General features: G+C 73.0%; 18 protein-coding genes. 9 read left to right on the top strand and 9 right to left on the bottom strand.

The genetic code is table 11. The features are described from left to right. The first annotated feature begins 57 nt into the window (after nt 1-57). From B6R96_RS31095 to B6R96_RS31080, 4 genes are all read left to right on the top strand, one after another. Entirely contained in the window at nt 58-510 is a 453-nt protein-coding gene (locus B6R96_RS31095; protein WP_030384206.1) for a MarR family winged helix-turn-helix transcriptional regulator, read from the top strand. Between the two features lie 40 nt (nt 511-550). Beyond that, the gene (locus B6R96_RS31090) at nt 551-3,487 is read left to right on the top strand and encodes an FAD-binding and (Fe-S)-binding domain-containing protein (RefSeq protein WP_081524283.1); all 2,937 of its coding nucleotides are present in this window, start codon (nt 551-553) and stop codon (nt 3,485-3,487) included. Nucleotides 3,488-3,647: 160 nt separating this feature from the next. Further along, nucleotides 3,648-5,552, top strand: a complete 1,905-nt coding sequence (locus tag B6R96_RS31085; protein WP_081524282.1) for an ABC transporter transmembrane domain-containing protein — start codon at nt 3,648-3,650, stop codon at nt 5,550-5,552. Then, the gene (locus tag B6R96_RS31080) at nt 5,549-7,330 is read left to right on the top strand and encodes an ABC transporter ATP-binding protein (protein WP_053176459.1); all 1,782 of its coding nucleotides are present in this window, start codon (nt 5,549-5,551) and stop codon (nt 7,328-7,330) included. Before B6R96_RS31085 ends, B6R96_RS31080 begins: the two co-directional genes overlap by 4 nt. Before the next feature lie 118 nt (nt 7,331-7,448). Here B6R96_RS31080 and B6R96_RS31075 read toward each other — a convergent pair whose 3' ends face one another. Then, complete coding sequence (locus B6R96_RS31075; RefSeq protein WP_081524281.1) at nt 7,449-8,240, bottom strand: metal-dependent hydrolase; 792 nt, start codon at nt 8,238-8,240, stop codon at nt 7,449-7,451. 144 nt (nt 8,241-8,384) lie between these two features. Here B6R96_RS31075 and B6R96_RS31070 point away from each other — a divergent pair, with 144 nt between their 5' ends. The 3 genes from B6R96_RS31070 (at nt 8,385) to B6R96_RS31060 (ending at nt 12,329) form a co-directional block, all read left to right on the top strand. Next, nucleotides 8,385-10,907: a DEAD/DEAH box helicase gene (locus B6R96_RS31070; RefSeq protein WP_030384201.1), complete on the top strand. Its 2,523-nt coding sequence runs from the start codon at nt 8,385-8,387 to the stop codon at nt 10,905-10,907. Between the two features lie 88 nt (nt 10,908-10,995). Then, on the top strand, nt 10,996-11,919 hold the full coding sequence (locus B6R96_RS31065) for an acyl-CoA thioesterase (protein WP_051778888.1): 924 nt from the start codon (nt 10,996-10,998) through the stop codon (nt 11,917-11,919). An 8-nt stretch (nt 11,920-11,927) separates the two neighbouring features. Next, on the top strand, nt 11,928-12,329 hold the full coding sequence (locus tag B6R96_RS31060; RefSeq protein WP_081524280.1) for a YchJ family protein: 402 nt from the start codon (nt 11,928-11,930) through the stop codon (nt 12,327-12,329). Here B6R96_RS31060 and B6R96_RS31055 read toward each other — a convergent pair. Both B6R96_RS31055 and B6R96_RS31050 read right to left on the bottom strand, forming a co-directional pair. Further along, a complete protein-coding gene (locus tag B6R96_RS31055) occupies nt 12,293-13,108 on the bottom strand; it encodes a DUF6397 family protein (RefSeq protein ID WP_081524279.1) in 816 nt (271 codons plus the stop codon). The two genes, B6R96_RS31060 and B6R96_RS31055, sit on opposite strands and share 37 nt — an antisense overlap. Before the next feature lie 135 nt (nt 13,109-13,243). After that, entirely contained in the window at nt 13,244-13,642 is a 399-nt protein-coding gene (locus B6R96_RS31050; protein WP_030384197.1) for a roadblock/LC7 domain-containing protein, read from the bottom strand. 109 nt (nt 13,643-13,751) lie between these two features. Between B6R96_RS31050 and B6R96_RS31045 the strand changes: the two genes are divergently transcribed. Next, the gene (locus tag B6R96_RS31045; RefSeq protein WP_030384196.1) at nt 13,752-14,189 is read left to right on the top strand and encodes a PPOX class F420-dependent oxidoreductase; all 438 of its coding nucleotides are present in this window, start codon (nt 13,752-13,754) and stop codon (nt 14,187-14,189) included. Between the two features lie 26 nt (nt 14,190-14,215). Here B6R96_RS31045 and B6R96_RS31040 read toward each other — a convergent pair whose 3' ends face one another. From B6R96_RS31040 to B6R96_RS31020, 5 genes are all read right to left on the bottom strand, one after another. After that, nucleotides 14,216-14,878: a GTP-binding protein gene (locus tag B6R96_RS31040; protein ID WP_384505190.1), complete on the bottom strand. Its 663-nt coding sequence runs from the start codon at nt 14,876-14,878 to the stop codon at nt 14,216-14,218. Continuing rightward, a complete protein-coding gene (locus B6R96_RS31035; protein WP_030384194.1) occupies nt 14,875-15,255 on the bottom strand; it encodes a DUF742 domain-containing protein in 381 nt (126 codons plus the stop codon). Before B6R96_RS31035 ends, B6R96_RS31040 begins: the two co-directional genes overlap by 4 nt. 17 nt (nt 15,256-15,272) lie before the next feature. Then, nucleotides 15,273-15,716 carry a roadblock/LC7 domain-containing protein gene (locus tag B6R96_RS31030; protein ID WP_030384193.1) on the bottom strand — a complete coding sequence of 148 codons (444 nt, stop codon included), beginning with the start codon at nt 15,714-15,716 and terminating at the stop codon, nt 15,273-15,275. Next, the gene (locus tag B6R96_RS31025) at nt 15,716-18,358 is read right to left on the bottom strand and encodes a sensor histidine kinase (RefSeq protein ID WP_081524278.1); all 2,643 of its coding nucleotides are present in this window, start codon (nt 18,356-18,358) and stop codon (nt 15,716-15,718) included. The genes B6R96_RS31030 and B6R96_RS31025 overlap by 1 nt, the downstream gene beginning before the upstream one ends. 163 nt (nt 18,359-18,521) lie before the next feature. Then, entirely contained in the window at nt 18,522-19,301 is a 780-nt protein-coding gene (locus B6R96_RS31020; RefSeq protein WP_053176281.1) for an MHYT domain-containing protein, read from the bottom strand. 177 nt (nt 19,302-19,478) lie between these two features. On the opposite strand from B6R96_RS31020, the gene B6R96_RS31015 reads away from it, so the two are divergent. Beyond that, nucleotides 19,479-20,090, top strand: a complete 612-nt coding sequence (locus B6R96_RS31015; protein ID WP_081524277.1) for a class I SAM-dependent methyltransferase — start codon at nt 19,479-19,481, stop codon at nt 20,088-20,090. 51 nt (nt 20,091-20,141) lie between these two features. Here B6R96_RS31015 and B6R96_RS31010 read toward each other — a convergent pair whose 3' ends face one another. After that, nucleotides 20,142-21,056, bottom strand: coding sequence for an oxygenase MpaB family protein (locus tag B6R96_RS31010; protein ID WP_030384189.1), 915 nt, complete (start codon nt 21,054-21,056; stop codon nt 20,142-20,144). Nucleotides 21,057-21,096: the final 40 nt, after the last annotated feature.

Raw genomic sequence — 21,096 nt, 5'->3', positions numbered from 1 at the left:
AGCATAGGTCATTGTTACCTATGCTCACAATGAACGTCATCCTGATATTGTTCCCGCATGAGCTCCGCCTCCGACAGCGATCGTCTCCTCGCCGAACAGCTCCTGCGCCTGACGCGCAGGCTCCACCGGATCCAGAAGCGCCACCTGGTGCCGCTCGGGATCACTCCCGCCCAGGGTCGTTTGCTGCGCCTCGTCTCGCACTACGAGGGCGAGCGGGCACCCCGGATGGCGGATCTCGCCGCCCGCCTCGAAGTCGTCCCCCGGGCCGTGACCACCCTGGTGGACGGCCTGGAGGCGGCCGGATGCGTACGGCGCGCGCCCGACCCCGCGAACCGCCGCGTGATCCGGATCGAGCTCACCGACGCCGGCCGCGCCACGCTGCGCCGTCTGCGCAACGCGCGGACCGACGCCGCGGAGGAGATCCTGGCTCCGTTGACCCCCGACCAGCGCGAGGTGCTCGGCGGTCTGCTCAACGCCCTGTCGGACGCCCCGGCGGAGCACACCTGCTGAAACGGTCCGCCCGCGGGCGGGGACGACGCGAGGGGCGCCCATGCCGCTGCTGGAACCGAAGCCGGGAGCCCTGCGCCCCCGCAGCGTCGACGGGCCCGCCCCCGACCGGGTCCCCGACCACCGGGCCGCCGGCACGCCGGAGCCGCTGCGCACCGAGCTGGCCGAGCTGCTCGGCCCGCAGAAGGTGCTGTGGAAGGTCTCCGACCTGGTCCGCTACGCCTCGGACGCGTCCCCGTACCGCTTCGTGCCCCAGGTCGTGGTGGTCGCCGAGGACATCGACGACGTCTCCGCGGTGCTCTCGTACGCCCACGGCCGACAGCGCGAGGTCGTCTTCCGTGCCGCCGGTACCTCGCTCAACGGCCAGGCCCAGGGCGAGGACATCCTGGTCGACGTACGCCGCCACTGGGCCGGGATCGAGGTGCTGGAGGAGGGCCGGCGGGCCCGGATCAGGCCCGGTACCACCGTGGCCCGGGCCAACGCCGCCCTCGCCCGCCACGGCCGGGTCCTCGGCCCCGACCCGGCGAGCGCCATCGCCTGCACCGTCGGCGGGGTCGTCGCCAACAACGCCTCCGGGATGACGGCCGGCACCACCCGCAACTCCTACCGCACGCTCTCCTCCCTCACCTTCGTCCTGCCCGGCGGCACCGTCGTGGACACCGCCGATCCGCTCGCCGACGAGGAGCTGGCACGCGCCGAACCGGCCCTGTGCCACGGGCTGATGGAGATCAAGCGGGAGATCGAGGCGGACCCGGCGCTGGTCGCCCGGATCCGGGCCAAGTACGAGATCAAGAACACCACCGGCTACCGCCTCGACGCCTACCTGGACGGCACCACCCCCGTCGAGATCCTGCGGGGGCTCATGGTCGGCTCGGAAGGCACCCTCGGCTTCATCTGCGAGGTCGTCTTCGACACCCTCCCGCTGGAGCGCGAGGTCTGCACCGCCCTGCTGTTCTTCCCCTCGCTGCCCGCGGCGGCCGCCGCGGTCCCCCTGTTCAACGCGGCGGGAGCCGTCGCCGTCGAGCTCATGGACGGCAACACCCTGCGCGCCTCGGTCAGCGTCCCGGGGGTGCCCGCCGACTGGGCGGACCTGCCCCGGGAGACCACCGCCCTGCTCGTGGAGTTCCGGGCGCCGGACCCGGCCGGCCGGGACGCCTGCGCGCAGCGGGCCGCCCGGGTCCTCGACGCGCTCGACCTGGTCGCCCCGGTGCCCTCGGTCACCAACGCCTTCACCAGCGACCCGAGGACCGTCGGCGGCTACTGGCAGGCCCGCAGGGCCTTCGTCACCGCCGTCGGCGGCGCCCGCGCCCGGGGCACCACCCTGATCACCGAGGACTTCGCGGTGCCGCCGTCCCGGCTGGCCGAGGCCTGCGAGGCGCTCCTCGCCCTCCAGGCGGAGCACGGCTTCGACGCGGCCGTCGCCGGTCACGCGGCCCACGGCAACCTTCACTTCATGCTCGCCTTCGACGCCGCCGACCCGGCCGACGTCGAGCGCTACGGGGCCTTCATGGAGGCCTTCTGCCGGCTCACCGTCGAGCGGTTCGACGGCTCCCTGAAGGCCGAGCACTCCACGGGCCGGAACATGGCCCCCTTCCTGGAACTGGAATGGGGGCCCGTCGCCACCGGGCTGATGTGGCGGACCAAGCACCTCGTCGACCCGGAGGGGGTACTCGCCCCACGCGTGCTCCTCGACCGCGACCCGCGGGCCCATCTGCGCGGCCTGAAGACGATTCCGCAAGTGGAGGAAGTGGTCGACCCCTGCATCGAGTGCGGCTTCTGCGAACCGGCCTGCCCCAGCGGGGACCTGACGACCACTCCGCGCCAGCGGATCGTGCTGCGCCGCGAGATGCTGCGCCAGCAGCCCGGCTCCGCCGTACTGGACGGACTGCTCGCCTCCTACGGCTACGACGCGGTGGACACCTGCGCGGGCGACTCCACCTGCCGGCTCGCGTGCCCCGTCGGAATCGACACCGGGGCGCTGATGAAGGACTTCCGCCACCGCCGCCACGGCCCGCGCGAGGAGGCCGCCGCCGCGCTGGCCGCGCGGCGGTTCGGGGCCGCCGAGTCCGCCGCCCGGCTGGCCGTGTACGCCGCCGACCGGATCCCCTTCCGCATCGGCGCGGGGCTGCTGGGGGCGGTGACCGCGGCCGCGCGCAGGGCCGTACGTCCCGACCTGGTTCCGCAGTGGCCGGCGCGGCTGCCCGGCCCCGCCGCGCGGCACCTGCCGCCGACCCGGCGGGTGGGCGCCACGGCCGTGTACTACCCGGCCTGCGTCAACCGGATCTTCGGCGGCCCGGAGGGCCGGCCCGGCCCCTCCCTGCCGGAGGCCGTGGTGGCCCTGTCGGAGCGGGCCGGGCGTCCCGTCTGGATCCCCGGCGACCTGGGCGGCACCTGCTGCGCGACGATCTGGCACTCCAAGGGCTACGAGGCCGGCGCCCGGGTGATGGCCAACCGGATCGTCGAGGCCGCCTGGGGCTGGACGGCCGGCGGGCGGCTGCCGCTGGTCGTCGACGCCTCCTCCTGCACGCTGGGCATCGCGCGCGAAGTGGTCGCGTACCTGACCCGGGAGAACCGGGCCCTCCACGCGCAGCTGCGGGTCCTCGACTCGATCGTGTGGGCCGCCGAGGAGCTGCTGCCGCACCTGGAGGTCCGGCGCACGGTGGGCTCGGCCGTGCTCCACCCCACCTGTTCGATGCGGCACCTGGGCGACGAGGACCGACTGCGCGCCGTCGCCGAGGCGTGTGCCGAGGAGGTGGTGGTCCCCGAGGAGGCGGGCTGCTGCGCCTTCGCGGGCGACCGGGGCATGCTGCACCCGGAGCTGACGGCCTCGGCGACGGCGCGCGAGGCGGCGGAGGTGACCGCGCGGCCCTTCGACGCGCATCTGTCGGCGAACCGGATGTGCGAGGTGGGCATGGACCGGGCGACGGGGCGAAGCTACTATTCGGCGCTGCTCGAACTGGAGCGCGCCACCCGCCCGTGAGCGCCGGGGCGCGCAACCCCCGTGACCAGGCAGCACGTTGCCGCCCCACGCGGTAAACCCGGCGGCCCGAGCACCTGGTCCACGGAAAATCGATTGCCCGGCACTGGTCCGGAAGGCGAACCTTGCACGGTTTGGACCACTCGACCAGTCATGGGGCGTCATGCAGATCAGCGATCTTCCGTATCCGGATCCAGGGGTACCCGACGCTCGTTCCGGCCCCCGGTTCCTGCTGTGGCTGGGGCGCGGTCAGCTCGGCGGACAGCTCAAGAGCCTGTGCTGGGGGATGCTCCACTTCTCCGGCGTCGCCGGACTGCCCTACGCCGTGGGCCTCGGCGTCGACGCGGTCGTCGACCGCGAGCCGGACCGGCTGCTGCTCGTCGGCGCACTGCTCCTGGTCATCGGCGTCGCCATCTCGGTCGGCGATGCCATGCTCCACCGCACGGCCGTCACCAACTGGATCACCGCCGCGGCGCGCGTGCAGCAGCTCCTCGCGCGCAAGACGGCGGAGCTGGGCTCCGCCCTCACCCGACGGGTCGCGGCGGGCGAAGTGGTCGCGGTGTCCACGGGCGACGTGGAGAAGATCGGATGGTTCGTCGAGGCGGTCTCGCGTTTCCTCGCGGCCGTCTTCTCCATCGTTCTGGTCTGCGTGGGCCTGCTGTTCTTCGCCCCCGACCTCGGCGTGGTCGTGGCCGTCGGCGTCCCGCTGATCGCACTGGCCTCGCTGCCGCTGCTGCCGCGCGCCACCAAGCGTGCCGACGTCCAGCGGGAGAAGGCGGGCAAGGCCACGGAGCTGGCCTCCGACACCGTCGCGGGGCTGCGCGTGCTGCGCGGCATCGGCGGCGAGGAGCTGTTCCTCGGGCGCTACCGCGAGGCTTCGCAGGAGGTCCGCAAGGCCGCCGTGCGCAGTGCACGGATGTGGGCGCTGATCTCCGCGATCCAGGTGGTGCTCCCGGGCGCGCTGATGATCACGGTGGTCTGGTACGGCGCCACGCTCGTCTCGGACGGGCGCATCGCGGTGGGCGAACTCGTCGCCGCGTTCAGCGCGGTGGCCACCCTGCTCTATCCGCTCCGGCACTTCGAGGAGATCGCCATGGCGTACTCCTTCTCGCGTCCCTCCGCCAAGCGGGCCGCCCGGGTGCTGTCGCTGACCCGGACGGACGCCGCCGAGCGTCCTGCGGGCACCGATCCGGTGAAGGCACCGGCCCCGGGCGGGGACCTGTACGACCCGCAGACCGGCCTGCTGGCCCCCGCGGGCCGGTTCACCGCCGTCGTGTGCGGGGACCCGGACCTGGCGGGGCGGCTCGCCGAACGCCTCGGCGGCCACCCGATGGACGTGGCTCCGGCGGCGGACGCCGGGGCAGAGGCGGCCACGGGGGCCGAGGACGGGGCAGGGGCGCGAGCCGGGGCCGACGCGGCTCCGGCGCCGTCCGTGCTCCTCGGCGGGGTCGCGCTGGACGAGCTCGAACTGAACACGGCGCGCACCCTGGTGCTCGTACAGGACAAGGATCCGGTGCTGCTGTCCGGGACCCTGCGGGAGCTGTTCGACGTACCGGCCTCCGGAACGGTCGCCCCGCCCGCAGCGCTGGACGCCGCCCAGTGCGCGGACGTCCTGGACGCGCTGCTGCAGTCGGCGCCGGACGGGGTCGAGGACCCGATGGACGCCCGGATCACCGAGCGCGGCCGGTCCCTGTCGGGAGGCCAGCGCCAGCGTCTCGCGCTGGCCCGGTCCCTGGTCACCGACCCGGAGGTGCTGGTGCTCGACGAGCCGACCTCCGCGGTCGACTCGCACACCGAGGCGCGGATCGCGGACGGCATCGCGGCCCTGCGTGCCGGTCGGACCACGGTGGTACTGGCCTCCTCGCCGCTGCTGCTGGACCGGGCGGACCGGGTCGTCCTCATCGACGGGGACACGGTGGCGGCGGTCGGTACCCACCGCGGGCTGCTGCACCTCGAACCGCGCTACCGGGCCGTGGTCACCCGCGAGACCGACGAGGAGCAGCGGCTCGGCGGGCTGGAACTGACAGAGCTGGAAGAAGCACTCACAGAGATCGAGGAATCCGCATGATCGGCGTGGCGCCGCCGGAGTACGATCCGGCCGCCCCCGAGTCGGCCGCGACCCTGCCCGTGGGCACGTCGGCGACCGTACGGGGCTATGTGCGCGGCCTGTTCCGGCGCCACCGGCGGGCCTTCGTGGTGCTGGTGAGTGTCAACGCGGCCGCGGTGATCGCCTCCATGGTCGGCCCGTACCTGCTGGGCCGGATCGTGGACGATCTCTCGGCGGGGGCGCGCGAACTGCATCTGGGGCGTGTGGCACTGCTGTTCGCGCTGGCACTGGCGGTCCAGACGTTCTTCGTCCGGCTGGTCCGGCTGCGCGGGGCGATGCTGGGCGAGGAGATGCTGGCCGATCTGCGCGAGGACTTCCTGGTGCGCTCGGTCGGTCTGCCGCCGGGCGTGCTGGAACGGGCCGGTACCGGTGATCTGCTGTCGCGGATCACCACCGACATCGACCGGCTGGCGAACGCCATGCGCGAGGCCGTCCCGCAGCTGGCCATCGGCGTGGTGTGGGCGGGCCTGCTGTTCGGGGCGCTCGCGGTGACCGCGCCGCCGCTGGCGCTGGCCGCGCTCGTAGCGCTGCCGGTGCTGGTGATCGGCTGCCGCTGGTACTTCCGGCGGGCGCCCTCCGCGTACCGCTCCGAGGCAGCCGGCTACGCGGCCGTCTCGGCCGTACTCACCGAGACGGTGGACGCGGGACGCACGGTCGAGGCGCACCGCCTCGGGCCGGAGCGGATCGCGCTGTCCGAGCGGCGGATCTCCCAGTGGGTCGCGTGGGAGCGGTACACGCTCTTCCTGCGGACGGTCCTCTTCCCCGTCATCAACGTCACCTTCGTGACGATCCTCGGCTCGGTGCTGCTCATCGGAGGCTTCTGCGTGCTCCAGGGCTGGATGTCCGTCGGGCAGCTGACCACGGGGGCGCTGCTGGCGCAGATGCTGGTCGACCCGATCGGTCTGATCCTGCGCTGGTACGACGAACTACAGGTCGCCCAGGTCTCGCTGGGCCGGCTGGTGGGCGTACGGGAGATCGAGCCGGCCGCGGGGGACGCGAAAGTGGTGCCCGAGGGCCGGGACGTGCGGGCGCAGGAGGTCCACTTCGGCTACCGGGAGGGCGTGGACGTCCTGCACCAGGTGTCCATGTCCGTGCCGCCGGGCACCCGGATGGCGCTGGTCGGGCCCTCGGGCGCGGGCAAGTCCACTCTGGGACGGCTGCTCGCGGGGATCTACGCCCCGCGGACCGGTGAGGTCACCCTCGGCGGGGCGCGGCTGTCGCAGATGCCCGCGGAGCGGGTGCGCGAGCACGTGGCCCTGGTCAACCAGGAGCACCACGTGTTCGTGGGCACGCTGCGGGACAACCTCCGCCTCGCGCGGACGGGCGCGGGCGACACCGAGCTGTGGGCGGCGCTGGGCGCGGTGGACGCGGACGGCTGGGCCCGGGCCATGGAGGCCGGGCTCGACACGGAGGTCGGCTCCGGCGGCACGGCGCTGACCCCCGCGCAGGCCCAGCAGATCGCGCTGGCCCGGCTGGTGCTGGCGGACCCGCACACGCTGGTCCTCGACGAGGCCACCTCGCTGCTGGACCCGCGTGCGGCGCGGCACTTGGAGCGCTCGCTGGCCCGGGTGCTGGACGGCCGGACGGTCATCGCCATCGCGCACCGGCTGCACACCGCGCACGATGCGGATGTGATCGCGGTGGTCGAGGGCGGCCGGATCAGCGAACTCGGTTCGCACGACGAGCTGGTCGCGGCCGACGGGGCGTATGCGGCCCTGTGGCGGTCCTGGCACGGCTGAGCCGGGCATCGGACGCCGAAGGGCGGCGGGCGGGAGCTGATCCCACCCGCCGCCCTTCGGCGTCCGGGCCTACAGGAGCACCGCCCCCGCCGGCGTCGTGCGGATGCTTCTGCTGCCCCTAGATGAAGCCCAGGGCCGAGGCGCCGCCGAAACCGCCCAGCAGGATGAAGACCGGCATCAGGACCTTGAGCTCCACCCAGCTGCCGGCCCGGAAGCGCATCGCCTTCGGCGGGCCGATCGGGTACCAGCGCTTGCCGGCGATCGGCAGCGGCCACAGGACCGGGCAGCCCGAGACGGTCAGCGCGTCGCCGATGTCGTGGACCAGGGCCCCGAGCACGATCGGCAGGCCGAGCCACAGGTACTCCTGGCCCGGATCGGTGAACAGCCAGTTCGCTCCGTTGCCCGGCTGGTCCAGCACCCCGGCCAGGATCCACGCGCTGGTGGCGCCGAGCAGCCAGACCAGGACGTCGCTGGACATCCTGGCCGCCCGCCACAGCAGGCCCTCGACCGCCAGTACCAGGTGTACGAAGAGCAGGGCGAGGACGCCCCAGCGCTCGGTGGTGACGGCCAGCACGGAGGCGCCGCCGCCGATGAGGACGGCCCAGAGCCAGGTGTGCGTCAGGGTGCGGTGGCCGCCGGTGCGGCGGGCGTCCTTCTTGGAGCGGGTCCCCTTGTAGACGGCGTAGGAGATCTTGTCGACCACCTCGCACACCCCCTTGGAGAGGGGGCCGAAGGCACGGGAGATCGTCGCCGACTTGTGGTCCAGGTCGGGGGCGAGCGCAGCCCCGGCGCAGATCAGAGCGCCGACGACGAGGACGGGCCAGGGCATGGGGTATCCGGCGGCTGCGGTGGCCGCGCCCACCCCCAGCCAGGCCGCTGCCCCGGACAGTGAGTGCGCCGGACCCATCATGGTCGTTTCCCGCCCCGGTGGTGTGTGGTCGGGCCCGGTCGACTGTTTCGTTCGGGCCTCATCGACGGCACAGCGTACCGTCGGTGATCTTCGTTCCGTCCGCCGGTTCCCTGATCCGGGGGGAAGCCAGGCAAGATGGGGGGTGTGACCCTCATTGATCAGCTCCCGCCGAACGCCGACCCCGACGCCCTCTTCGAGGCTTTCTCCTCGTGGGCGGAGGATCAGGGCATCACCCTGTACCCGGCTCAGGAGGAGGCGCTGATCGAGGTCGTCTCCGGGGCGAACGTGATCCTTTCCACCCCGACCGGCTCCGGCAAGAGCCTGGTCGCGGCCGGCGCGCACTTCACGGCCCTGGCCCAGGACAAGGTCACCTTCTACACCGCCCCGATCAAGGCGCTGGTGTCGGAGAAGTTCTTCGACCTGTGCAAGCTCTTCGGCACCGAGAACGTCGGCATGCTGACCGGCGACGCCTCCGTGAACGCGGACGCCCCGGTGATCTGCTGCACCGCAGAGGTGCTGGCCTCCATCGCCCTGCGCGACGGCAAGCACGCCGACATCGGCCAGGTCGTGATGGACGAGTTCCACTTCTATGCCGAGCCGGACCGCGGCTGGGCCTGGCAGATCCCGCTGCTGGAACTGCCGCAGGCACAGTTCATCCTGATGTCGGCGACCCTCGGCGACATGAAGCGGTTCGAGGAGGACCTGACCCGGCGCACCGGCCGGCCCACCTCGGTGGTCCGTTCCGCGACCCGGCCCGTCCCGCTCTCGTACGAGTACGTCACGACGCCGATCACCGACACGATCACCGAGCTGCTGGAGACCCGGCAGGCGCCGGTCTACATCGTGCACTTCACGCAGGCCCAGGCGGTCGAGCGGGCGCAGTCGCTGATGAGCATCAACATGTGCACGCGCGAGGAGAAGGACAAGATCGCCGATCTGATCGGCAACTTCCGCTTCACCACCAAGTTCGGCCAGAACCTCTCCCGCTACGTCCGGCACGGCATCGGTGTGCACCACGCCGGCATGCTGCCCAAGTACCGCCGCCTGGTCGAGAAGCTCGCACAGGCCGGTCTGCTGAAGGTCATCTGCGGTACGGACACCCTCGGGGTCGGCGTCAACGTCCCCATCCGCACGGTGCTGTTCACCGCCCTCACCAAGTACGACGGCAACCGGGTCCGCACGCTGCGCGCCCGCGAGTTCCATCAGATCGCCGGACGCGCAGGCCGGGCCGGCTTCGACACCGCGGGCTATGTGGTCGCGCAGGCGCCCGAGCACGTCATCGAGAACGAGAAGGCCCTCGCGAAGGCGGGCGACGACCCGAAGAAGCGCCGCAAGGTGGTGCGCAAGAAGGCTCCCGAGGGCTTCGTCGCCTGGTCGGACACCACCTTCGAGAAGCTCATCGCCGCCGACCCGGAGGCGCTGACCTCGCGCTTCAAGGTCACCAACATCATGCTGCTGTCGGTGATCGCCCGGCCGGGCGACGCCTTCCAGGCGATGCGCCACCTCCTGGAGGACAACCACGAGCCCCGCAAGGCCCAGCTGCGGCACATCCGCCGGGCCTTCGCGATCTACCGCTCGCTGCTGGACGGCGGCGTGGTGGAGAAGCTCGACACCCCGGACGCGGAGGGCCGCACCATCCGGCTCACCGTCGACCTCCAGCAGGACTTCGCGCTCAACCAGCCGCTGTCCACCTTCGCCCTGGCCTCCTTCGACCTGCTGGACCCGGAGTCGCCCTCCTACGCGCTGGACATGGTGTCCGTCGTGGAGTCCACGCTGGACGACCCGCGCCAGATCCTGGCCGCCCAGCAGAACAAGGAACGCGGCATCCAGGTCGGGCAGATGAAGGCCGACGGGATCGAGTACGAGGAGCGGATGGAGCGGCTCCAGGACGTCACCTATCCCAAGCCGCTCGAAGAGCTGCTCTCCCACGCCTACGACGTGTACGCCAAGAGCCACCCGTGGGTGCGCGACCACCCGGTCTCGCCGAAGTCGATCATCCGCGACATGTACGAACGCGCGATGACCTTCACCGAGTTCACCTCCTTCTACGAGCTGGCCCGCACCGAGGGCATCGTGCTGCGCTACCTGGCCAGTGCCTTCAAGGCGCTGGACCACACCATCCCCGACGACCTCAAGTCCGAGGACCTCCAGGACCTGATCGAATGGCTCGGTGAGCTGGTCCGCCAGGTCGACTCCAGCCTGCTCGACGAGTGGGAGCAGCTGGCGAACCCGGAGGTGGAGACGGCGGAGCAGGCCCAGGAGAAGGCCGACCAGGTCAAGCCGGTCACCGCGAACGCCCGCGCCTTCCGGGTCCTGGTCCGCAACGCCATGTTCCGCCGTGTGGAGCTGGCCGCCCTGGACCACGTCAACGTGCTGGGCGAGCTGGACTCCGAATCGGGCTGGGACGCGGACGCCTGGGGCGAGGCCATGGACGGGTACTGGGACGAGTACGACGACCTGGGCACCGGCCCCGACGCGCGCGGCCCCAAGCTGCTGCAGATCGAGGAGGACCCGGCGCACGGCCTGTGGCGCGTCCGGCAGACCTTCGCCGACCCCAACGGGGACCATGGCTGGGGCATCAGCGCCGAGGTGGACCTGGCCGCCTCCGACGAGGAGGGCAGGGCGGTCATCCGCGTCACCTCGGTCGGCGAGCTCGGGGCGCTCTGACCTCCTGCCGCCGCCCGCCGTACCCGCCGTACCTGCCCGACCCGCCGGACCCGCCGGACCCGCCGGACCCGACAGTGGAGATCCTCTGATGACGAACCCCGCCGAGAGACTGGTCGATCTGCTCGATCTGGAGCAGATCGAGGTCAACATCTTCCGCGGTGCCAGCCCGCAGGAGTCCCTCCAGCGCGTCTTCGGCGGCCAGGTCGCCGGCCAGGCGCTGGTGGCCGCGGGGCGCACCATCGAGAGCGACCGCCCGGTCCACTCGCTGCACGCGTACTTCCTGCGCCCCGGCATCCCCGGGGTGCCGATCGTGTACCAGGTGGAGCGGGTGCGCGACGGGCGTTCCTTCACCACGCGCCGGGTCACCGCGGTCCAGCAGGGCAAGACGATCTTCAATCTCACCGCCTCCTTCCATCATCCGGAGGAGGGCGGCATCGAGCACCAGCTGCCTCCTCACCACGTCCCTCACCCGGACACGCTCCCGAAGGTCGCGGACGAGATCCGCGAGCACCTCGGGGCGTTGCCGGAGGCGCTGGAGCGGATGGCCCGCCGCCAGCCCTTCGACATCCGGTACGTCAACCGGCTCCGCTGGACTCCCGAGGAGCTCAAGGGATCCGATCCCCGCAGCGCGGTGTGGATGCGTGCCGTCGGCCCGCTGGGCGACGACCCGCTCGTCCACACCTGCGCCCTCACCTACGCCAGTGACATGACCCTCCTCGATGCCGTGCGCATCCCGGTGGAACCCCTGTGGGGGATGCGCGGTTTCGACATGGCCTCACTGGACCACGCCATGTGGTTCCACCGGCCCTTCCGGGCGGACGAGTGGTTCCTCTACGACCAGGAGTCACCCATCGCGCACGGCGGCCGGGGGCTGGCCCGGGGCCGCATCTACGACGTGGAGGGCCGGCTGCTGGTGTCCGTGGTCCAGGAGGGGCTCTTCCGTCCCTACCCCGCCAAGCCGTCCCGGCCGGCCCAGCCGGACCGGCAGTCCGAGCCCACTCCGGAGAACTGAGCACACCCATGCCCACCCCTGCCCTCCCCTGCCCCTGCGGACTGCCCGCCGCCTACCCCGAGTGCTGCGGCCGCTTCCACTCCGGTGCCGGGTCGGCCCCCACCGCCGAGCTGCTGATGCGTTCCCGGTTCAGCGCCTTCGCTGTCGGCGACACCGCCTACCTGCTGCGCTCCTGGCACCCCTCCACCCGTCCGGCCCGCCTCGATCTGGATTCCGAACAGCGCTGGGAGCGGCTGGAGATCCTGGCGACCGAGCGCGGCGGGATGTTCGAGACGGAGGGCTCGGTGGAGTTCCGCGCCCACTACCGCGAGGGGCGGCACACCGGCTCGCTGCACGAGCACAGCAGCTTTTCCCGCGAGGCCGGGGCCTGGGTCTACGTCGGCCCCCTCTCCCCCGTCGACTTCGACTGATCCCGCGCCCCCGTGAGGGCGAAGTCGAGACTGGTGCGGTACCAGTGGATCTCGTCCGGCGGCCCGGCCTTCAGCAGCCGCAGCGCCACCGCCGCGGCTGCCGGAACCTGTGGGTGCCCGTACGGCGGGGGCGGGGCGAGGGCGGCCAGCACGATCCGCTCCGCCGGGTCGGGCACGGCCTCGCGCAGCTCGTCCTCGGGAAGCACCCAGGCCAGCACGGCGGCGCGCTCCCAGGGGTCGACGGTTCGCCGCAGCAGCAGCCCGACGTGCCGGCCGCGCCACGTGCGCGGGCGCAGATCCGCCCCGGCCGCCATCAACTCCCGGTCCGCCGGGGGCGCGACCCCGCGCAGCATCCCCGGGTCCCGTGCGGCGAAGCCCCGTAGCTCTGCGGTCAGATAGAGCCACACCACCGCCCGGTACCGGTTGATCCGGTAGCCGACGGGTGTCACGTGGCCGCAGCGTGCGAGCCGGGTGAAGCGGCTCGGGCCGACTCCCACCACCTCGGCCGCGGCCTGCGCCCCGGCCACCGTCTCGACCCGCTCGCGCAGTGCCTCCGGCGGGCCCGCCGCCGACCTGACGCGGTCCAGCTCGGCCCGTGCGTAGCGCGCGGCGCCGCCGAGCGCCCGCGGCCCGGGCCGCACGATCCCCAATTGGACGGCCCTGGCGAACTCGCTTCGGCTCAGGCCCAGTTCACCGGCGGCCTGCACGCCGCCCACCAGCACGTCCGCAGCTGCGTCGGCCACGCCGTCCCGCAGCACGGTCCCTGTCTGCATCGTCATCACGGTCCTCCCCCACGAGCAGCAATTACTCTGTGTGAAGACCGTAACCGAACGTGACGACACCTCGCGAGGCCTGTGGAAAACCTCGCGCGAACACCCCCCCCCGTACCAGCCGCGCCGGCCGGATCAGCCGCCTCAGCCGCCGGTGATGCGCCGTTCCGCCACTCCCAGGTGCTCGCCCACCCGGTTGACCAGCAGCGTCATCTCGTACGCGACCTGACCGATGTCCGCCTCGGCGGCGCTCAGCACGCACAGGCTGCTGCCGGCGCCCGCCGCCATGACGAAGAGCACCCCCTCGTCGTACTCGACCATCGTCTGGCGCACCTCACCGGCCCGGAAGTGCCGCCCCGACCCCTTCGCGAGGCTCTGCAGTCCCGCCGCGACGGCCGCCAGGTGCTCCGCGTCCTCCCGCGCCAGCCCCGCACTCGCCCCCGTGACCAGGCCGTCGTTGGACAGCACCACCGCGTGCCGCACCTGCTGGACCCTGCGCGTCAGGTCGTCCAGCAGCCAGTCCAGTTGCTTGTCCAGTGCCATTCCCAGCCCCTCCCCGTCGACGCCGGCCGGTTGGCCGTCGCGCCCCACCCCGCGTACTCGTGCCGCAAGCCTTCCCCACCAGCGCCTTTCGGGCAAGGAGGATGTCCCCATGGCGAAGAAGATGACTCAAGAGGAATGGCGGGCTTTCGTCTCCCACTCCACCCGCACCGGAAAGCTCTCCACCGTGTCCGCCGACGGGAGCCCGCACATCGCTCCCATCTGGTTCGTACTCGATGGCGATTCCTTCGTTTTCAACACCGGAAAGGACACCGTCAAGGGGCGCAACCTCGCCCGTGACGGCCGGGTCGCGCTCTGCGTGGACGACGACCGGCCGCCCTTCTCCTTCGTCGTCCTCCAGGGCCGCGCCGAGATCAGCGAGTACGGCGACGACGCGGACGCCATGCTCACCTGGGCCACCCGGATCGGCGCCCGCTACATGGGCGAGGAGCACGGCGAGGCCTTCGGCCGCCGCAACGCCGTCCCGACCGAACTCCTCGTCAGGGTCCCGATCACCAAGGTGATCGCGCTCGCCGACGTCGCCGACTGACACCGGCCCCGCCGGACCGGGCCGGTTCACACGGAGTCGGCCTGCGGCTCCACCGAGTCCAACAGCCGGGCGGTGTGCACCCGCCCGGCGTACTCGACCAGCCTGATCAGGACTTCCTTCCCCGAGTCCCGGTCCCGCGCGTCACACAGCACCACGGGTGTGCCCTGCTCCAGGTCCAGTGCCCGTGACACGTCGTGCGCCCCGTACCGCCGTGCGTCCGTGAAGCAGTTCACGGCCACGACGAACGGGATGCGCCGGTGCTCGAAGTAGTCCACCGCCGGGAAGCAGTCCTCCAGCCGCCGCGTGTCGGCGAGCACCACCGCCCCCAGCGCGCCCTGCGACAGCTCGTCCCACAGGAACCAGAACCGGTCCTGCCCCGGGGTGCCGAACAGGTACAGCGACAGACCGGACCGGATGGTGATCCGGCCGAAGTCCATGGCCACGGTCGTGGTCGTCTTCTGGTCCACGCCGCCCGTGTCGTCGACCAGTTCGCCGGCCTCGCTCAGCACCTCCTCCGTCCGCAGCGGCCGGATCTCGCTGACCGCGCCGACCAGCGTGGTCTTGCCCACCCCGAACCCGCCCGCCACCAGGATCTTCAGCGCGAGTGCCGCCAGTTCGGGATCCTCCCCGGGGCCGGTGTCCACATCCGGCGCCGCTCCGGCAGTCCGGTCGTCATGCTGTCCCATCAAAGCGCTCGCAATCCCTCGATGACTTCACGCAGAATCCGCTCGTCCGGCAGTTGTGCGGGCGGCACGGGCCGGCTGACCCTCACGTGGCCGCCCTCCAGCAGGTCGCCGAGGAGCACCCGCACCACGCCCACGGGCAGGTCGGCGTCCGCGGCGAGTTCGGCCACCGACTGGGTCTCGGAGCGGCAGAGCCCGAGCAGCGCCCGGTGTTCGGGGCCCATCAGGGACTCGGCCGCCGCGTCCGCGCCCTGCGGGTCGACCGCGACCAGCGCGATCAGGTCGAAGCGGACCCCGTGGGGTCCCGGCTTGGTACGCCCGCCGGTCATGGCGTACGGACGGACGAGCGGGCCCGCTTCGGCGTCGTACCACTGGCCGTTCATGTGCCGGACCGCCGCGCTCAGCCGGCGGCCGGCGGCCGCGCCGCGAACCGGGGCGGGGTGTAGAGGTGCTCGCCGACCCTCTTCACCAGCCGGGCCATCTCGTAGGCGATCAGGCCGATGTCGGCGCTGGCGGCGCTGAGCACCGCCAGGCAGGAGCCGTCGCCGGCGGCCGCGACGAAGAGGAAGCCCTCGTCCATCTCGACCATCGTCTGGCGCACGCCCCCGGCGTGGAAGTGCCGGCCCGCGCCCTTGGCCAGGCTGTGGAAGCCCGAGGCCACCGCCGCCAGGTGCTCGGCGTCCTCCCGGCTGAGTGCGCTGGAGGCGCCCACCGCCAGGCCGTCGTTGGAGAGGACCACGGCGTGCCGGACCTCGCGGACCCGGTGCACCAGGTCGTCGAGCAGCCAGTCCAGTTCGCCGGACCTGCGGCCCCCGTCGAGGCCGATTCTCTGGTGTTCGATCATCACACTTCTCCTTCGCTGCCTGCGTGGGGGGAGTTCTCCTGCTCGCCGCGGACCCAGCCGGCCCGGTAGGCCGCCATCCGGTCCCGGGCCTGCTCCGGGCTGCGGCCCGGCGGCTCCTCGGGAAGGAGGGAGCCGGCCGGTTCCTTGGCGGCGGGCGCCTCCCGGAGCTGGGGGACGAGGCTGGCCTGACGCACCCGGCGCGGCAGTTCCGTCACCGACGCCGACGCCGAGGCCGAGGGCGTCGCGGCCGGGGGACGGCCGGCCGCGCCACCGGGGGCGCGCGGCCGCAGCGAGGCCACCGGGGCCGGGCGCGGCTCCTCCCGTACGGGGGCCGGGTCCGGGGTCTGGGCCGCGGCCGGTACGGAGGCGCGCGCGTCCTCCCGCACGACGGTCATGGCGGGTGGCTGTTCGGCCATGACGACCACCTTCGGAGCTGTCTTCGGAGCCGCCTGCGGCGCGTCCTTCGCCGCTGCGGACGGGTCCGCAGCGGCGGTCTGCGGCACGGCCGCCGCCTCGGGTCCGGGAGCCGTGGCGGAGGCGGCGCCGGGGGCGGACCCCGGGGCGGTGCGGGCGGAGCGCCCCGGGGCGGCTCCGGCCGTGATCGCGCCCTGGAGCATGGAGTTCGGCAGGAGCACCACCGCGGTGGTGCCCCCGTAGGGCGAGGTGCGCAGGTGCACCTTCACTCCGTGGCGGGCCGAGAGGCGGCTGACCACGAAGAGCCCGAGCCGGTCGCTGTCGAACAGGTCGAGGGACTCCGACTGCTCGATGCGCCGGTTGGCGTCGTTCAGGGATTCGCGGCCCATGCCGAGTCCGCGGTCCTCGACCTCCAGGACGTAGCCGGTCCCGACGGGTTCGCCGCTGACGCGGACCTTGGTGTGCGGCGGGGAGAACTGGGCGGCGTTCTCGATGAGTTCGGCGAGCAGGTGGGTGAGGTCGGCGACGGCGCCCCCGACCACGGCGGCCTCGGCGAGCTGGCGGACCTCGATCCGCGGGTAGTCCTCGATCTCGGAGACCGCGGCCCGCACGACGTTCGTGAGGGGGACCGGCATCCGCCAGGCCCGGCCGGGACTGGCACCCGACAGGATGATCAGGCTTTCCGCGTGCCGGCGCATCCGCGTGGTCAGGTGGTCGAGCCGGAAGAGGTCGCCGAGCTCGTTCGGGTCGTCGGCGCGCCGTTCCATCGAGTCGAGCAGGGTGAGCTGCTTGTGCACGAGGACCTGGCTGCGGCGGGCGAGGTTGACGAAGACGCCGGAGATCCCGCTGGCGAGTTCCGCGCGCTCGACGGCGGCGCTGAGCGCGGCCCGGTGGACGGTGCCGAGCGCCTCGCCGACCTGGGTGATCTCGTCCTCGGCCGGCGGCCCGGGCGGGGTCTCGGCGGCGACGTCGATCTCCTGGCCGGCTCGCAGCCGTTCCATCGCCTGCGGCAGTTTGCGGTGGGCGATCTCCAGGGCGGTGTTGCGCAGCGAGACGAGTTCGACGACCAGGGCCCGGCCGATCCGGACCGAGATGACGAGGGAGGCCGCGACGGCCGCCAGGCCGAGCAGTACGGCGGCTCCCGCCGGGGTGAGCGCCCCGTCGGCGAGCGGGTCGGCCCGGTCGGCGGCCGCGGCCTGCGCGCTCTGCTGGATCTCGCGCATCGAGGAGGCGATGGCGTTGTGGGCGCCCTCCCATCCGGTGGGCGCCCCGCGGCTGTCCTTGGAGGTGCCCAGGGCCAGCGCCCGGTCCTCGGCGCCGGTGAGGTCAGCGTACGCGGCGCTCTTGGCGGCGGATTCCCAGGCGGCCTGCTGGGCGGCAGGGAGGTCGCGGGCCGAGGCGTCGGTGAGCGCGCGGCGGGACTCGATGGCGCCGGTCAGCTGCCGAAGCGTTTCGGCGGTGCGCGGGCCCGGGGCGGCGAGCAGCGCGTCCTCCCGGGACAGCAGTTCCGCGGCGCGGGCGAATTCGAGCAGGACGCGGGCGTCGGGGCCGAGTTCGGCGGCCTCCCCGCCGGTCAGGGCGCCGCCGACGGCGAAGGCGGAGTCGACCACGCGGGTGTAGATCGCGTGGGCGGCCTCGGGGGTGGCACGGCGGTCGGTGATGTCCTTGCGGGCGGATCCGAGGCCTTCGGCCGCGGCGACGAACTCCTCCAGCCGGACCACGATGTCGGAGCGGTAGTCGCCGGAGTCGGCGACGGTGTGGCGGTCGCCGAGCCGCAGCCGCTGGACGGCGGCGTCGGTGCGCCGGGCCTGCTGGTCCAGGGCGCCCGGGTCGGCGGCGGCCGGGTCGGCCAGCAGGCGGACGGCGGCGCGCCGTTCGGCCTGCAACTCGGTGACCGCGGCGGCGACGGGCGTGCGTATCTCGGCGTCGACCTGGTGGATGCGGCTGAGCCGGGCCATGTCCTGGGCGGTGTTGACGGTGGCGAAGGCCCAGAGGGCGAGGAGCGAGACGACCGGGACCATCAGCAGCGAGACGATCTTGGCGCGGACGGTGGCGGGGCGCAGCCTCAGCCGGGGTCCGCTCGTGCGCGCGGCGGCCGGCTGGGGCTGGTGGGACCGGAGTTCCGCCGGTTCCTCGGCCGGCGGCCCGGCGTGGGCCCGGCGGCCGCGTGCCGGGGGCGCGGGCAGCCGCGGCGCCGCTGCTTCCGGTTTTCTGCGGGGTGTTCGCATGGGCTCCTCGTTCCGGGGCGGTGCTTACGGGTGCGGTACGGCGGTGAGGTGGGGGGCCGGTCCTACGGGGCGCGGGCGGTCCTACGGGGCCGGGGCGCGGGCGGGGCCGGAGCGCGGGCGGGGCCGGGCGCGGGCGGGGCCGGGGCGGCGCCGATCGGCCCGCTCAGTGGGCGGTCACGGTGGGCTCCCCCAGGTGGCGGACCGAGGCGGAGGCGTCGCGCTCGCCCACCGTCGGGGAGAGCGCGACGAAGGCGGCGGTGATGAAGAGGTAGGAGCCGAGCCCGACGGCGAGCGGGAAGATGAACTGCATGGCCGTGGCGCCGGGCAGGGCCGTGTCCGCCGGGCTGACGCTGACGGCGACGGCCATCATCCCCGTGTAGTGCATGCTGCTCACGGCGGCGCCCATGACGAGCGAGGCCACGGCGACCGCCACCGGCGACTTGATGTTGAGCGCGGCCCACAGGGCGGCGGTCGCCGCGATCACGGCGATGGCCACGGAGAGTCCGACGGCGAGCGGGTCGTAGGAGATCTCGCCGTGCAGGCGCAGGGCCGCCATGCCCAGGTAGTGCATGCTGGCGACGCCGAGCCCGGTGGTGAGGCCGCCGAGTACGAGGGACCGCCTGCGGTCCTTGCCGTAGCCGACGGCGAAGACTCCGGCGCCGACGACCAGCACGGCGACGAGCAGGCTGAGGATCGTGAGCGGCACGTTGTAGTGGATCTCGGTGCCCGTGACCTCGAAGCCGAGCATCGCGACGAAGTGCATGGTCCAGATGCCGGTGCCGATGGCGGAGGCCGCGGTGAGGAGCCAGTTGCGGCGGGAGGCTCCGGTCGCGGCGAGGGCGCGGACGGTGCAGCGCAGCCCGAGGGCGGCGCCGATCGATGCCATCACGTATGACAGCGCGGGTGTCAGCCACCCATAGGCGGCGTGGTCCAGATGTCCCAGGTGTCCCATGGCCACGGGACGCTAGTCCGGGTGAGGGCGCGAACAGGGGGCGCATTTCGAAAGCCGCTGGAACTGCTGGAATATGACAGAGCTACGTTCATCTCCGATCACACCACGTGCCAGCTTGCGCACGGCCCGCAGAGCCGCGCTCGCGCGCCCTTGGGGGATCATGGGCGCATGAGCGACGACCACACACACGTGCAGGAGTTCTTCGGGGCGCGCGCTGCCGACTGGGACCGCAAGTTCCCGGGGGACGGGCCGGCCTTCACCACCGCCGTGACCGAATGCGGACTCCGCCCCGGGGACCGCGTGCTCGACGCGGGCTGCGGCACCGGGCGGGCCATCACCGCTCTGCGGGCCGCGGTAGGGCCCACCGGGATCGTGCTCGGCGCGGACGTCACCCCGCAGATGCTGGCCGCCGCCCGGCGGGCCGGGCGGGACGCCGAGGGCTCCCTGCTGCTCGCCGATGTGGCCCGGCTGCCGCTGCGCGACCACGTGCTCGACGCGGTGTTCGCCGCCGGGCTCATCGCCCACCTGCCCGACCCGGCGGCAAACCTGCGCGAGCTCGCCCGGGTGGTCCGCCCCGGCGGCCGGCTCGCCCTGTTTCACCCGATCGGGCGAGCGGCCCTCGCCGCCCGCCACGGTCGCGAGCTGACCGCGGACGACATGCGGGCCGAGCACAACCTCGGGCCGCTGCTGTCCGGTTCGGGCTGGCAGATGACCTCGTACGCCGACGAGGACGACCGCTTCCTGGTGCTCGCCGTCCGTCCCCGTCATCCGCATCCGTGACATGCGCCTGTACGTCGGCCCCGCGCCCGGGGTCCGCGGAGGTGCCCGGGATCAGGCCGGAGGCTGGGCCTCGGCTCCGGCGGGCCGGCGTGGATGCGGAACGGGGCAGCCGCCCGAGCCGGGCACCGGGAACGTGCCGAGCTCGCCCACGTCGTAGCCGTGGGGGTAGCCCTTGATCTCCGGGTTCTGCCGGGCGTAGTGCGGGTCCCGGCGCGGCGGCAGGAGTCGTACCGCGCGACCGCGCAGCCACAGGGCGCCCCGGACCAGCCGCCGGAGCGGCGGGCGCGGGGGCTCGTACCGGAAGGTGCTCAGCAGCGGCTCGTCGAGGAGGGCGAGGCTCGCGCGCCGCACGGCGGGGGCGACGGGCGCCGGGTACCAGGAGGCCATGAGGTCGAGGGTGGAGTCGGCGACCCTGCGCCCGCCCTCGTCCCAGCCGAAATGGGCCTCCTCGTAGGCGTCCAAGGTGGATTCGAACTCCTCGTAGGAGTCCGGAATGTCCGTGATGCCCAAGTGGCGGCCGAGGGTGGCGTAGTAGTTCGCGCAGGCCCGGCGCTCGTGGTGGGTCAGCGGACGCCAGCCGTAGGCGTCCAGCCAGCGTGCCGGAATCACCACGAACGTGCACAGGACGTAGCGCATGTCCTCGTTCGAGATGTCGTAGCTGCGGTGCATCTGGTTGACACGGCGGATCGCGGTGCGTGCGGTGTCGTTCTCGAAGCCGTGCTCGACGACCGCGTCCAGGAGCAGCGCCGTGTCGTCGTAGCGCTTCTGGGCCCGGTCCGTGAACTCGGCCGTCTCGGCCAGCAGGCCACCGATGCTCGGGACGGCATAGGTCCGGAACAGGGCGAGTTCCAGGGCCCGGGTGAAGTCCCAGGGGAACTCGTAGGTGGCGGTGAGCCGGTAGATGGCGAGGAAATCCTTGTCGGGGTCGAGACGGAGGATCTCCCTCAGCCGGTCGTAACGCTGCACCGGGTGTCCCTTTCTGTGGCGGGTTCCCAACTCTACGTGC

Source organism: Streptomyces sp. Sge12, from assembly GCF_002080455.1.
In the GTDB taxonomy this organism is placed as follows: Bacteria; Actinomycetota; Actinomycetes; order Streptomycetales; family Streptomycetaceae; genus Streptomyces.
The sequence above is the reverse complement of the archived record's forward strand: the minus strand, read 5'-3'. Positions and strand labels throughout refer to the sequence as shown.